The organism is Natronospirillum sp., from assembly GCF_022565775.1.
In the GTDB taxonomy this organism is placed as follows: Bacteria; Pseudomonadota; Gammaproteobacteria; order Pseudomonadales; family Natronospirillaceae; genus Natronospirillum.
This window is the reverse complement of the sequence record NZ_JAIUMC010000001.1, coordinates 116,354-129,792: the sequence shown is the minus strand read 5'-3', so window position 1 is coordinate 129,792 and position 13,439 is coordinate 116,354. Positions and strand designations below refer to the sequence as shown.

Below are 13,439 nucleotides of genomic sequence, written 5' to 3'. Positions count from 1 at the left end.
GGACTGCAATGCTGATCCGAAATCCCGACCCGAAAGGTCGCCCGCAGGACACTGATGATGCTGATGAGACCATGCTGTGTCAGGCCCTGGCAGAGCACAATGCAGACGCCTGCATGCGCCTGCTCGGCCGGTGGAAAGGCATACCCGACAGCGCCCGGGGGGCCGCTTTGGAGAGGCTGGCAACCGAGCAGGATGCCCGACTGCAACAGATCATTCTCAACCACCTGATTCCCGATCTGCGTCCCGAGGAAGTCGAGCCGCTGTATGACTTGCTGGGCAGTGATTCTGCCGGCCTGCGCAATCAGGTTATCGACGCCCTGGGCCAGTTGCGCAGTGGTGCCACAGCAGAGACTCTGGAAGGCGCTATTCGCAGTCGCCTGCACAGTCCCGACCCGGATCTGCGTATTCTGACACTGAATCTGATTGCTGCGCTGGAACTGCCCGGCCTGGCGTCCGACGTTGAAGTGATTCTCTATGAAGATGACGTCCTAAACGTGTGCATGACGGCACTGGATACGGTTCTGATGCTGGGCAATGAGGAATGCTGGCCCGCCATTGAGAATCTGTTGGTGCGCTTCCCGGATGAGCCCTTTGTCGAGTTTTCCGTTCGTCGGGCTCGTCACCAGTTGCTGGGTACTGACTGAATGCCGAGGGATATGGCGATGAAGCAACCCCCGGGCCGCCCGGTTGCGGTGATATCCGAGGCCGATTTCGAGCGCTTTCGCGATCACTTTTATCGCAAGACCGGTATTCACTTCGAATCGAACAAACGCTACTTCGTGGACAAACGCCTCAGCGACAGAATGCAGAGCCTTGGCTATGAGCATTTTCGGGACTACTTCAACCACCTGCGCTTTGACCGGCAACAGGAACTGCAAGCGCTGATCAACCTGATGACGGTCAATGAGACCTATTTCTTCCGTGAGGTGTATCAACTCAAGTGCCTGGTCAACAGCATGCTGGATGAGCTGGTACAGCACAAACGGCGCGGTGATCGGGTTCGTATCTGGTCAATGCCCTGCTCGACCGGCGAAGAGCCTTACTCGATCGCCATGATGCTGCTCGAGGAGTGGCCAGCCCTGCAGGATTGGGATGTCGAGATACTGGCGTCGGATATTGATACCGCCGCGCTGGATCGGGCCCGCACCGCCCTGTATGAACAGCGGGCCGTGCACAGCGTCCCGGCCCATTACCTGCAACGCTATTTTCGACCCATCATGAACAATGGACGTAAACAATATCAGCTCAAGGACGATATAAAGGAAAGCGTCGGGTTTTCGCGGGTCAATCTGCACTCGACCGCCGATGTCCGGGCTCTGGGCCCGCTGGATGTCGTGTTCTGTCGCAACCTGCTGATCTATTTCGACGAGATGTCACGTCGGCAGGCGGCAGAAAAACTGTTTGATGCCCTGGTTCCGGGCGGTTTTATCTGCCTGGGGCATTCGGAATCGATGAGCCGGATATCGCCGCTGTTCCGGGCGCGCCGCTTCCCGGATGCCATGGTGTATCAGAAATGATGAACGTCTGGGTGATTGACACAGAGCAGACGACGACTCAGCAACAAGTGGGGACAGACCAATGACCATACTGGTGGTGGACGATGCGCAGACAGTGCGCAGTTATCATCGCGACATCATCGAGCAGGCCGGATTCACTGCCGCCGAGGCAGCCAATGGGCTGGAGGCGCTGGAATACATGCGCCGCGAGGGGGATGACGTGTCTGCGCTGCTGGTGGACATCAACATGCCCCAGATGGATGGTTACAGCCTGGTGCGTGAACTGCGCCAGGACCCCGACCTGATGGATCGTCCGGTGGTCATGATCTCTACCGAGGCAGAAATGCACGATCAGGACCTGGCCTTCCAGGCAGGGGCCAATGGCTACCTGGTCAAGCCGGCCAAGCCACAGACTCTGGTGGATTACCTGAGCCTGTTTACTGGTAAATCGCTGGACGGTGAGGAGAGCTGAACCATGGACAAGCTGACCGCGCAATTCATCGAAGAAGGCCGTGAACTGATCACTCAGGCGGCTCAGGGGCTGCTGAAACTGGAGAGGGCGCCAAACGACTCGACACTGCTTGATGCGCTGTTCCGCGAAGTCCATACCCTCAAAGGGTCCGCTGGTGTGCTCGAGCTGACCCCTATGGTCAATGTGGTCCATGTGGCGGAAGAGCTCATGGAGAAAGCCAAGAGCGGCGCCACAGAGCTGGATGCAGACACCATCGACGTCATGCTGGATGCCATGGATCTGCTGAATGGTTGGCTGGATCATCTGGAAGACAACGGCTCGCTGCCCGAAGAAGCAGGCGCAGACGGCAAGGCCATGGCCGAGCGGCTGAGTGCTCTGAAAGCCCAACACCTGGGTACTGAACAGAGCACTGAAGGCGCGGCGCAGACTGACAGTGCCGACGAGAGAGCCGAGCCCGCCACGGCAGACGCCGGGGAAGGCGTCAGTTGGGGGCTGTTTGATGATGAGCCAGTCGCTGTGGCCAGTGACGGTGCCATGCCCGAGTGGCTGAGCGCCCTGACCGAAACCCAGCGTCAGACGGCATGGCAGGCTGCAGTCAGCGGAACCCCGCTGTGGTGCGTGACGTTCAGGCCAGAGCAGGAGTGCTATTTTCGCGGCGATGACCCCCTGTTCATGGTACGCCAGACTCCCGGACTGCAGGCTGTGTATATAGGACTGGATTCGCAACCGGAAGAAGAGCTGGCCGAGCTGGATGTTTTCCAGTGTCGGCTCTGGTTCGGAGTTCTGGCAAAGCAGGGCAAGATTGTCCTGGAAGAACATTTTCAGTACGAACAGGACACGGTAGACATTGAACCGCTGCAGCCGGAAGGTCTGATCCAGCCAGTCGGTTCGCCCCTGGGGCAGCCCCTTGATGAGGCCCTGCTGCAGGACCTGCAGCACCATTGGGAGAATCGCAACCCGGAGGCCATCGGCAAGGCGCTGCAGGTTCAACTGGAGCTGCTCAATGCACACACCCGTGAGGCCAGTCTGCTGCGCTGGCTGCAGCTGGTGGTCACGGAGACGCCTGACGACAGCGTGGTTTTCGATACGTTGCTGGGTGCGCTGCAGGCGCCTGACGAGACCCTGAACGTCGCTGGTCAGATAGACTGGCAGGCCCTGCTGCCGGCGGCACCAACATCCGGCGCAGATGCACAGGAGGTTCAGCCAGCGCCCGAGACTGTGGTTTCTGACGATGATAGTTCAGCAGAGCCTTCTGCACAGAGGGAGCTGGAAGCCGGTGACGCTGTCCTGCAAGCACTTTTCCGTGATCAGCTGCGCCTGCTGACGCAATGCCGGGACGCCGAGTTGCGAGCCGGTGCAGTTGCCTCTGTACGTCGGGTGCTGAACAATGCGGCGCGCGCCAATCATGCCCGCCTGCCCGCTGCTCTGCAGAGTGCGGAAGACCAACAGGCCCTGGAGCAGGCCCTCAAGGGCTGGCTTAATCAGGCGGCTACCGAGGCTCAGGCGCCACCGCCAGCGTCGGCACCGCCTCAACCTGAAACCAAGGCCCGGCAACCGGCTGAACCCAGCAAGGAGCGCCGCGATAGTGTCAATGACAGCGCAAAGCCGTCAGGACGCGAATCGCCCTCTCCGGTTATTCGTACCTTCAAGGTGGATCAGGAGCAGGTTGAAGAGTTGGGCGATCTGGTGGGCGAGATGGTCGTGGCCAAGAACGCCCTGCCGTTTCTGGCCCAACGCGCCGAGCAGGAGTTCGGTCAGCGCCAACTGGGTCGCGAAATCCGCGAGCAGTTCAATGTGATCAACCGTATTACCCGAGCCCTGCAGGATGCCATGATGCAGGTGCAGATGCTGCCCGTTGCCCATGTCTTCGACCGCTTCCCCCGACTGGTGCGGGACCTGTCCCGCAAGCTCGACAAGCCCATTGATCTGGAGATTGACGGACAGGATACCGAGGCGGAGAAACACGTTATCGAAAGTCTGGCCGACCCGCTGGTCCATCTGATGCGCAACGCCATTGATCATGGTATCGAGCCGCGCTCCGTGCGCAAGGCGGCGGGCAAGTCCGAGACCGGCAAGATCAGCCTGAGTGCCTGGCAGGAAAACGAATGGGCGGTGATCGAAGTCGCCGATGACGGTGGTGGCATAGACCCGGAGAAAACCCGAAGACGCGCCTACGAAAAGGGTCTTGTCGACGAGCGGCGACTGAAGGAAATGACCGATCAGGAAGCCATCGAACTGATCTTCATGGCCGGGTTTTCGACCATGGAGGTGGCCTCTGACCTGTCCGGCCGCGGCGTGGGTATGGATGTGGTGCAGACCACGATAGAGAAATCAGGTGGTCGGCTGGAAGTCGAAAGCCGTCTCGGCGAAGGTTCGCGCTTCCGGCTCTGGCTGCCGCTGTCCATGTCGATCAGCCAGGTCATGCAGATCTGGATCGATGGGCAGCGCTATGGCATTCCGATGGATCAGGTAGCCGAGACCGTGCGCCTGCCGCGTGAGCGATTGCATCAGTTCAAGGACCGCGAAACCGTGATGTTGCGTGACCGGGTGCTGCCGGTTTGTCGCGGCCGTGAGCAACTGGGCCTTGAACGTCAGGACGACGGCGCGACAGTGGCCCTGCTGGTGGTGCGTTTTCGCGGCGAGCCGGTGGCGCTGATGGTGGATGACTTCAGTGAAGGTGTTGAAGTGATTCTGAAGCCTATGGAAGGGGCCCTGGAACATCTGGGCGTCTATCAGGGTACTGCGCTGCTGGGTGACGGCAGCGTGCTGCTGGTCCTCAACATCGGCGTGCTGCTGTCCACGGTCAAATTGGAGGAGGTGGCTCATGACCATACAGGAGAGGGGTAAACTGGTGAAGCTTCTGGACACCTGTCCGGTGGAAGAAGCGGAGACACTGCACGAAAAGTTGCTGCACAAGCCCGACGTAAAACTGGACCTGAGTCAGTGCGTGCATCTGCACAGTGCTGTGCTGCAGGTGATGCTGCAGCAACCCAGGGCGATCAAGGGTGTACCGGAAGATGTGTTTCTTCGTGAAGTGGTGGTTCCCCGGCTGCAGATAGCCTGGGAAACAGCCCAGGCCAGCGCGGGTGAACATGAGTGAAGGCTGTCCGGTACTGGCCGTTACCAACCGAAAAGGCGGGTCCGGCAAGACCACCACTGCGGTCAACCTGGCAGCTGAACTGGCGGCTCGAGGCCAGCGTATCCTGTTGGTGGATGCTGATACCCAGGGTCACTGTGCCTTGGGCCTGGGTGTTGCACCGACTGTTGGCAGTCGGGGCTTGCATCGGCTGTTCACCGGCGGCCAGATCGACATAAAGGATCTGATCGTTCAAACCCGATGTGCCGGACTGGATCTGATTCCAGCCGACACACGCTTTGACGGACGCGGGCTTTACGATGATGAAACCCTGTTAAGACAGGCACTGTCTCGGCTTGCCGGCTATGATTTGATGGTATTGGATACACCGCCGTCAGTCGATCTGGTATTGCTCAATGCGCTGCAGGCGGCGCATGGCGTTTTGATTCCGGTCGTTCCTCAGGTGCTGGGCAGTGCCGGGGTGCGCCAGTTGAGCCAGCTGTTTTATCAGGTGGCTACCCGGGGGCGGTCTGATCTCAGGCTGGTGGGGTTGCTGCCGATCATGTGCGATCGCAGTGTGCCGTCACAGGCCAAGGTGCTGGCAGAGCTCGCCCAGACATTTGGCAGCCAGCGCATTTTACGCGGCATAAGGCCAGACGTGCGTCTTGCGGAAGCCTTTGGTGCTGGCCAGCCGATACGAGACTATGCCCCGCGCAGCCGGGGCGCTATGGATTATTTTATGCTGGCGGAGGCGATGCTGCCTCTCGGCTTGCAGGTGTCGGAAACGTCAGCCTGAACGCCTTTGCTGGCTCTTGAATGCGGAACAACGCGAAAAAGGAAGGTGGTTGCTATGAAAAAGGTCATGATTGTCGACGATTCGCCGACCATATTGATGAGTGTATCGGGTGTTCTGGAGCGTCACAACCTGGAGCCGCTGACGGCCAACAATGCGGAAGAGGGGATCAAGTTGCTCGAAAGCGGGATGAAGCCCGATCTGATTATCTCTGATCTGAACATGCCCGGCATGAATGGCATCGAGTTCGTCAAGAAGGTGCGCACCATGACGGGCATGAGGTTTACCCCCATTCTCATGCTGACCACCGAGTCGCAGCAGGCCAGACGCGATGAAGCGCGCCAGGCTGGCGCCACCGGGTGGCTGGTCAAGCCGGTGCAGGGCGATCAGTTGATGCAGGTCATACGCAAGGTGCTTCCGGGCGTCTGAGGCGCTGGACAGGGCGCACGATGGTCTGGTCGAAACACGGTCTCGATTGGGGACGGTGCTCAGGCCATCACAGGAGAAGATTCAGCACATGACAGAACGCGATGAAGCCCGGCAGTCTGGGCAACAGGAGCAGAGTAAACGGACGTCACTGGCGGGGAACCACCTGACATGGCGACTGATCCGGCAGGTGGCGCTGTTTCTGGCGGCCTCCTGGGTGGTGATGATACTGACCCACGACGCCCTGCTGGGGTTGTCAGAGCAGATGGCTCTGCCGTCCTCTTTAGTGGTCCCGACCGCCGCCCTGCTGGCCATGTTGACACTGATTGTTTTGCAGTCGCTGTGGTCTGTAGTGCGCCAGGGTGATCTGGTGTCCGGTGCCAGCAGCATGCTGACCTATTTCTCGGACAAACTGAAAAGCTATCTGGCGGCCATCCAGCAGGTTGAATCAGCGCTGGACGAGCGTCAGCCGCTGTATGGGATTCTCAGCGGTCACCTGCAAAGAGCCAATATCAAGACTGAAGAGGCCGTTACCGAACTGATGCAGCAGCTCGACAAGATGCATGGCGAGGTGCGTCAATTTGCGGGCATCATGGGGGAGCACACCGCCACCACCGATCAGTTGGCCGAAGAGTCCAACCGCAAAGCCGAGGCCAACCGACACGCTGTGGACAACGTGTCCGAGCTGATAGATCGTCAGAACCAGCAAATGACCGAGAATCGGGAAAAGGTCCTGGCAGTGATGGAGCGTGCAACGGCACTGGAAGAAAGCCTGAAGCTGATCGTCCATGTCTCCTCCCAGACCAACCTGCTGGCATTGAATGCCAGTATCGAGGCGGCGCGAGCCGGCGAGCACGGACGCGGCTTTGCCGTGGTCGCCGATGAAGTGCGCAACCTGTCGCGGCAATCCGAGGAGGCCGCCTCCCGGATCAGCGGTGAAATCACGCAAATGGTGGCAACAATCGAACAGCAATTTCGCTCGGAACTGGATGAAAACAGCTCACAGGAAGAAAAGGAAGTTCTGGACAGGGTGGCAGAGCAGTTGTCAGAACTGGGTGACGGTTACATGAATCTGATAGACCAGCACCATGGGCTGGTATCGGAAATGCGAGGGCTCAGCGCCCGCTTCAATGATCAGGTGATCGAAGCCCTGAGTGCAGTGCAGTTTCAGGACATAGTGCGACAGCAAGTGGAGCACGTAATCGACGGACTGGAGCGCCTGGCGCATAGCGACAACGCGGTGGTCAGCCTGCTGGACAAACCACAGGAAGACGCACTGCCAGAACTCAGTATTCGCCTGGAAGACTATGAGCAGGGTTACGTCATGCAAGATCAGCGTTCTGTGCACGACGCCACCATTGAAACCTGGGAGCAGGACGATACCGGACCTGAAAGGCCCTCTGACGCAGGCCGCCGGGAAGAAAAGTCGAGCAGTCCCCCCTCGATTGAACTATTCTGAGAATCTGCGCGAATGCGGGCGCTGAAGCGCAAGACTTTGGTAATCACTGAGCCATGACAAAACAGATTCCTGAAAAACCGTTGCCTTTGTCGCGGTGGGTTGCTCGGCGTCGCCAGCAGTTGTCGGCCCGCCTGTATGTGTTACACGAGCGCAGCCGACGGGTGACAGATAAGCTGCAGCTCGACGGTCTGGATGAAGATGAGGCGACTCTGGCTGGCACCTCCGATCTGCTCAAGCGCCTGTTGTCGGCAGAACAGCATATGCGACAGATGCTGGTTGATCACCCGGCTTCAGTGCTGGTGGTCGACAGTGAGGGCCTGGTGCAATTGTCGAACAATGCAGCGCGAGAGCTGCTGCTTACCATAGGTGTCGAGCAGGCGAACCTGTATATGGGCAAATCGGTGGAGCGGGTATTTCCTGGCGTCATGGACCTTGACCAGATAGAGCTGCCTGCAGATCCTGAACGCTGTGATGCCGGACACGTCGTGCTGATGGTCAAACGCACGCCGGTCGCCTGGGGAAAGGGTCCCGCCACCCTGGTACTGCTGCATGATGTGACTGCTCAGGTGGATGCCCAGCAGCAATTGGAGGTAGCCGTTTCCAGGCTTGAAGAGGTCAATCAACTCAAGTCAGAGTTTATTACCATGGCCTCACACGAATTCCGCACACCGCTGACCAGTGTCTTGTCTAGCCTGGAGCTGATAAACGAGTATCTGAATCGAGCGGGTGACAGTGTGCCGCCAGAGGTGCGTGGGCGCATTCAATCGCACATTGATCGCTCCAAGACTTCGGTTGGGCATCTCGACACCATGGTTGCAGATATGCTGGTGCTGGAAAAGTCTCATGGTGGTCAGTTTCAGGTGCGGCCGGAGCGCCTTCGCCTCAAACCTCTGGTGGACGGAGTGCTGGACACGCTGGCGCCAATAGGCGAAAAGCAGCAGGTGCAAGTAAACGTTTCTGTGTCAAAATCACTTGAAGCAGACTTGGACCCGCGTTTGTTGCGTCACATCCTGACCAACCTGATCAGCAATGCCGTTCGCTTTTCACATGAGGGCGAGCAGGTTCAGGTCAGTCTGCGGCAGGTGTCCGGGCATCTGCAGATTCAGGTGGCTGATCATGGCAGTGGCATTGCTGAAGCTGATCAGGCGCATATTTTTGATACCTTTTTTCGAGGTCAGAACAGCCAGCAGGTGCCGGGTTCCGGGCTTGGCCTGACCATCGTCAAACGATTTGTCGACCTGCAGGGGGGCGAAATACGGGTGTCTTCCGCCCCTCGACAGGGCGCCACGTTTACCGTCACATTCCCGCTGCTGGAGAACTCTGGAGCTGTTGTATGAGCAAAACGATTCTGATCATCGAAGATGACCGCTCGGTGCTGGAAAATGTAGCGGAGATCATGGAACTGGAAGGCTACGCCACCTTGCAGGCACTGAATGGCGGCGAGGGCCTTACCGTCGCCCGACAGCAGCAGCCGGATCTGATTGTCTGCGACATCATGATGCCCGTTATGGACGGGTTTGACACACTCAAGCGCTTGCGTTCGGACCCGGAGATCAGCCGCATTCCCTTTATTTTTCTGACCGCCAAGGTGGCTGATGGGGACAAACGCCTGGGGCGTGAGCTGGGCGCCGATGACTATCTGACCAAGCCGTTCACCCGGGTAGGCCTGCTGCGGGCTGTGCAGATTCGCCTGGGTAAACACGAGTCCCTGTCAGGCCTGGAGCGCCAGCGGCAACAGCTAACTCGATCAGGCTCCCGGCGCAGTCAGGCCATGTTGATGCGCATCGCGGCCGTTGAAGGTGATCTGGTAACACTCAAGCGTTTGATCGCCGAAGTCGATGATGTGGATATGCTGGATGATCAGGGTAATTCGGCGTTGATGTTCGCCATCATGATGCGCAATGAGGAGGCTGCCCGACTGTTGATCAGTGCGGGCGCAGACCTGAATCTGAAGCATGCCGAGACCGGGCTCACCATCAGTGCCATGGCACGATCGGTAGGGTTACGCAAGCTGGTGGACTGATGGCTTTCTGGCCAACCCACTTTGAACGCAGGGATGCCCTGCTGACCGTGGTGCTGGCCGCGCTGGCAGTGGCTGGCAATTACTTTCCCGTCCCTTTGATGTTCGGCGTAGACTTGTTACTGGGCAGCATTTTCATCTATGTGCTGCTGCTTCAGTATGGTCTTGGTGTCGCTTTGCTGATTGCGGTGCCCGCCTATCTGACGACCTGGTTGATCTGGAACCATCCCTATTCGGCAATATTGCTCATACTTGAACTCCTGGTTCTGGCAGCCCTCAAGGCTCGATATACGAGGCGCGAGTTGCCGTTGCTGATGGCACTGCTCTGGGTGCCCTGGCTCGCCATGCTGTCTCTGCTGTTCTATCGCGTGACGCTTGATTTGCCCTGGCCGGATACGCTTCTGATTACTTTCAAACAGGGCATCAATTCGATCATCAATGCCACCTTTGCGGTCGCCGTCAGTCTGGGCTGTGCGGCCATGCTGCCTAATCGGCAGAAGGTCATGGTCAGGGTGCATGAGGTGCTTTTCTACCTGCCGTCGCTGCTGTCGGTGGTTGCGCTCATCACCATACTGTTCACTGTCAGTCAGATTCAATTGACCCATCTGCAGCAAGGGTTCAGGCAGCAGTTGCTGCAGAGTCGGGAATTATTGACCGATCAGACCGAACGCAACATCACCAGCCTGATCAATGACGTGCGAGGCTTCAACCAACGATGTGTTGCAGCCAACCAGCCTTTGTCGGCGATTGCAGATTGTCTGTCGGGTGTGCTGGCTTTTTCGCTCTGGGACCAGGTCTTCATCAGCAGCTCGGGTGATCCCGGGTGGCAGGTTGATCATGACGGCGTGGTGTCAATGGTGGCAGAAGATGTTTCATTGCTGCCTGATCAGGGCACTCCGGAAGACGGTTTCCGGTTGGACGAGCTGGGACGGCTGGTCTACTTTCAGCAGTTTCCGGACAACCCCGATGGCTGGCTGATTGCGCAACTCGATGTGTCATCCCGGGCCAGTCAACTGTGGGTCACCGAAAGAAGCCCCTCATTGCGTCACAGTTGGTGGCATGACGGACAACTGATCGTTGCGTCAAGAGCTCCCCTCTCGGAGCGCCTCAACGATCAGGACTATCCGAATTCGACACCTTCCGGGGACGTCATGCATGTCATGCCGAGCGACTCGCAACTGAACCGGGTTCAGCAATGGGCACAGTCGGTATATGTTCTGGAAAGCCCACTGGAGTCAATCGGACTGCCGTTGCCGGGGACACTCCGCCTTGAATTCAGCCCCCGCCAGGAACAGCTCAGGCTCTATCAGATGTATGTCATTGTGCTGGCCAGTGCTCTTGGTTTTCTGTTGCTGGCGCTGCTCTTCAGCCAGTCTCTCGCGCGTTGGCTGGAGCGGCCCGTCAACCAGTTGATCGGCACTGCCAGGGCTATTCCCGGCCGCATAAACCTGCCCCCGGATGCCTGGCCCTGGCCGGCGGAACGGCCCATTCATGAGCTGAATGATCTGCAGTCCAGCCTGCGCGAGATGAGTCGTCTGCTGCATGAGCAGTATCGAAGTGATCTGGACGACCGCTTCAAGCTGGAAAAGCAAGTGGTGTTGCGCACGCGGGAATTGAGTCAGGCCAGGGATTACCTCGGCAGTATCCTCGCGTCCATGGATGGCGTCCTCTGGTCTGGCGAGCTGAAGCGGTCACACCTGAACATTCGGCTGGTCAGTGCGAGTGTGCTGAAATTGACCGGATACCCACAGGAAGACTGGATCAGAAAACCACAGATCATGCTCAGAGAGGTCGTCGAAGAAGATCAACACCGGGTTCGCCAGGAGGTGCGCCAGATGCTGAAGCGTCGCCGGGGTGAGTTGGAGTTCGGCTTTCAGCATGGAGACGGTAGCCGTTGTCAGTTGCGTGTGCGCTACTGGGTAGTATACAACACGGCCGGCTGGCCACAGCGGATAGATGGCCTGGCTACCGATATTTCAGCCTGGCATGCCGCGCAGCAGCAGATCAGGCAGCAAGAGACCATGCTTAACCTGCAGGCCAGACGTGCTGCCATGGGGGATATGGTGTCCAATATCGCGCATCAGTGGCGACAGCCCCTGAACAGCCTTCAGCTGATTCACGCCAACCTGCGTGACGCGCAGGATTACGGCGACCTGACGCCCCAGTTTCTCAGTCAGAGCCTGGACAAGAGTGGAGAGCTGATCCAGCGCATGAATCAAACGGTAAGGGATTTTCTGAACTTCTTCAGGCCGGACCGGGCTGCGGCACCCTTTGATTTGGGTCATTGTGTGGCAGAAGCTGTCAGAATCATGCAGGCCACACTGGACGATTCACCGATCCGGATCGACGTTGAGTTGCGAGCCGACGTGCGGGTTTCCGGCTTTGCCAATGAACTGTTGCAGGTGCTGCTGGTGATCCTGCAAAACAGCCGCGAGGCTATTGAGCGGCGGGGAGTGGTCGATGGACTAGTCCGGGTCGAACTGGTGACCGATGATGACCGTGCTGAAATCCGGGTTTCGGACAATGGGGGCGGTGTGCCGGTCGATATGCTGGAGCGGATTTTCGACCCGTATTTTACCACGCGAGCGGAGGGCACCGGAATCGGCCTCTACATGGCGCGCAGTATTGTCGAGATCCAAATGAATGGGGCACTTATGGCCACCAATGTCGGCCCGGAGAAAGCGCCTGCAGGGGCCAGTTTCATTATTCTGCTGCCGCTGGAGGGTACGGATGGCTGACCGTTTGCGGCCGTGCCCGGTCAGCGGTCGAGCATGCCCTCGAGAGCGTCTATGGTGATCTCAAGGGCATCGACCACAGCATCCTGCTCGTCCATGGAATCAATGCGTTCACGGGCATCACGAATGGCCATCAGGCCATAACCAACCTCACCTGAGCGGAACTGCCCGATCGTCATTTCGACAGGAAACATGGTGCCGTCGCGATGCAGGTGACGGACCACCATCGGCTCACGCAGCTGCTCCGTTTCCTCGATCAGAGCGCGCAACGCGGTACCATGAGTTGAATCAAACAACATGTCGAGATTGCGCCCGGTCATGTCATCGAGCCCATAGCCATACAGCGCCTGAAACCGTCGATTGATTTCAAGCACATTCAGTGATGTCCAATCGAACACACAGAAGGCATCCATGGCAGTCCAGAAAATGGCTCGATAGCGCGCTTCATTGTCATGCAGACTCTGGCGTGCTTCAGCCAAGGCCTGCTCAGAGCGCAAGCGACCACCGATTTTCAGCAGTGCACGGACCAGTTGCTGAGTATCAATGGGCTTGACCACAAAGGCATCCACGCCGACGTCAATGGTTTTGAGAAGGAAGTCGTTTTCTTCATGAGCAGTGGTGACAATGACCGGCACGTTGTCATCATGCTCGCGTATATACCCGATCATGTTCAGACCATCCATGACCGGCATTCTGATATCGGTAATCACCAGATCCGGTGCTTTTTCTGCCTGGCGAAATGTTTTAAGTCCCTCGGCTCCGTCGGCGGCAACGAGAACCGTCTTGAAGCGGCGACGCAGAAACAGAGTAAGCTGCTCTCGAATGTCGGAGTTATCTTCGACATACAGCACAGTCAGCTGGGCCAGAAACGCCTGCAGTCCAGCATCGTTTTGTGTGTTTTGGGAAGTCACGTTTCGGTGGTCCGTAGCTGTTGCCGTGCCGGTCGTTTGTCGACTCTGATC

Annotated in this window: 12 protein-coding genes; 11 read left to right on the top strand and 1 reads right to left on the bottom strand. The window is 58.2% G+C overall.

Going from position 1 to position 13,439, the window contains the following annotated elements:
• The first annotated feature begins 8 nt into the window (after nucleotides 1–8).
• From LAT62_RS00560 to LAT62_RS00510, 11 genes are all read left to right on the top strand, one after another.
• Entirely contained in the window at nucleotides 9–644 is a 636-nt protein-coding gene (locus LAT62_RS00560; protein ID WP_293377284.1) for a hypothetical protein, read from the top strand.
• Between the two features lie 18 nt (nucleotides 645–662).
• Nucleotides 663–1,517: a protein-glutamate O-methyltransferase CheR gene (locus LAT62_RS00555; RefSeq protein ID WP_293377281.1), complete on the top strand. Its 855-nt coding sequence runs from the start codon at nucleotides 663–665 to the stop codon at nucleotides 1,515–1,517.
• A 61-nt stretch (nucleotides 1,518–1,578) separates the two neighbouring features.
• Nucleotides 1,579–1,968, top strand: coding sequence for a response regulator (locus LAT62_RS00550; RefSeq protein ID WP_293377278.1), 390 nt, complete (start codon nucleotides 1,579–1,581; stop codon nucleotides 1,966–1,968).
• Between the two features lie 3 nt (nucleotides 1,969–1,971).
• Entirely contained in the window at nucleotides 1,972–4,815 is a 2,844-nt protein-coding gene (locus LAT62_RS00545; RefSeq protein ID WP_293377275.1) for a chemotaxis protein CheA, read from the top strand.
• Nucleotides 4,793–5,068 carry a hypothetical protein gene (locus LAT62_RS00540; protein WP_293377272.1) on the top strand — a complete coding sequence of 92 codons (276 nt, stop codon included), beginning with the start codon at nucleotides 4,793–4,795 and terminating at the stop codon, nucleotides 5,066–5,068. Before LAT62_RS00545 ends, LAT62_RS00540 begins: the two co-directional genes overlap by 23 nt.
• Complete coding sequence (locus LAT62_RS00535; protein ID WP_293377269.1) at nucleotides 5,061–5,840, top strand: ParA family protein; 780 nt, start codon at nucleotides 5,061–5,063, stop codon at nucleotides 5,838–5,840. The genes LAT62_RS00540 and LAT62_RS00535 overlap by 8 nt, the downstream gene beginning before the upstream one ends.
• 54 nt (nucleotides 5,841–5,894) lie before the next feature.
• Nucleotides 5,895–6,266, top strand: a complete 372-nt coding sequence (locus LAT62_RS00530; protein ID WP_293377266.1) for a response regulator — start codon at nucleotides 5,895–5,897, stop codon at nucleotides 6,264–6,266.
• An 88-nt stretch (nucleotides 6,267–6,354) separates the two neighbouring features.
• Entirely contained in the window at nucleotides 6,355–7,722 is a 1,368-nt protein-coding gene (locus LAT62_RS00525) for a methyl-accepting chemotaxis protein (protein WP_293377263.1), read from the top strand.
• A gap of 161 nt (nucleotides 7,723–7,883) precedes the next feature.
• The gene (locus LAT62_RS00520) at nucleotides 7,884–9,059 is read left to right on the top strand and encodes a HAMP domain-containing sensor histidine kinase (RefSeq protein WP_293377260.1); all 1,176 of its coding nucleotides are present in this window, start codon (nucleotides 7,884–7,886) and stop codon (nucleotides 9,057–9,059) included.
• Nucleotides 9,056–9,745, top strand: a complete 690-nt coding sequence (locus LAT62_RS00515) for a response regulator (RefSeq protein WP_293377257.1) — start codon at nucleotides 9,056–9,058, stop codon at nucleotides 9,743–9,745. The genes LAT62_RS00520 and LAT62_RS00515 overlap by 4 nt, the downstream gene beginning before the upstream one ends.
• Nucleotides 9,745–12,480 carry an ATP-binding protein gene (locus LAT62_RS00510; protein ID WP_293377254.1) on the top strand — a complete coding sequence of 912 codons (2,736 nt, stop codon included), beginning with the start codon at nucleotides 9,745–9,747 and terminating at the stop codon, nucleotides 12,478–12,480. The genes LAT62_RS00515 and LAT62_RS00510 overlap by 1 nt, the downstream gene beginning before the upstream one ends.
• Nucleotides 12,481–12,500: 20 nt before the next feature.
• Here LAT62_RS00510 and LAT62_RS00505 read toward each other — a convergent pair whose 3' ends face one another.
• Complete coding sequence (locus LAT62_RS00505; protein ID WP_293377251.1) at nucleotides 12,501–13,388, bottom strand: response regulator; 888 nt, start codon at nucleotides 13,386–13,388, stop codon at nucleotides 12,501–12,503.
• Nucleotides 13,389–13,439: the final 51 nt, after the last annotated feature.

Excerpts from the sequence above, each read along its gene's own strand:
- LAT62_RS00560 (WP_293377284.1), top strand. The coding sequence starts at position 9 with ATGCTGATCCGAAATCCCGACCCGAAAGGTCGCCCGCAGGACACTGAT.
- LAT62_RS00555 (WP_293377281.1), top strand. The coding sequence starts at position 663 with ATGAAGCAACCCCCGGGCCGCCCGGTTGCGGTGATATCCGAGGCCGAT.
- LAT62_RS00550 (WP_293377278.1), top strand. The coding sequence starts at position 1,579 with ATGACCATACTGGTGGTGGACGATGCGCAGACAGTGCGCAGTTATCAT.
- LAT62_RS00545 (WP_293377275.1), top strand. The coding sequence starts at position 1,972 with ATGGACAAGCTGACCGCGCAATTCATCGAAGAAGGCCGTGAACTGATC.
- LAT62_RS00540 (WP_293377272.1), top strand. The coding sequence starts at position 4,793 with ATGACCATACAGGAGAGGGGTAAACTGGTGAAGCTTCTGGACACCTGT.
- LAT62_RS00535 (WP_293377269.1), top strand. The coding sequence starts at position 5,061 with ATGAGTGAAGGCTGTCCGGTACTGGCCGTTACCAACCGAAAAGGCGGG.
- LAT62_RS00530 (WP_293377266.1), top strand. The coding sequence starts at position 5,895 with ATGAAAAAGGTCATGATTGTCGACGATTCGCCGACCATATTGATGAGT.
- LAT62_RS00525 (WP_293377263.1), top strand. The coding sequence starts at position 6,355 with ATGACAGAACGCGATGAAGCCCGGCAGTCTGGGCAACAGGAGCAGAGT.
- LAT62_RS00515 (WP_293377257.1), top strand. The coding sequence starts at position 9,056 with ATGAGCAAAACGATTCTGATCATCGAAGATGACCGCTCGGTGCTGGAA.
- LAT62_RS00510 (WP_293377254.1), top strand. The coding sequence starts at position 9,745 with ATGGCTTTCTGGCCAACCCACTTTGAACGCAGGGATGCCCTGCTGACC.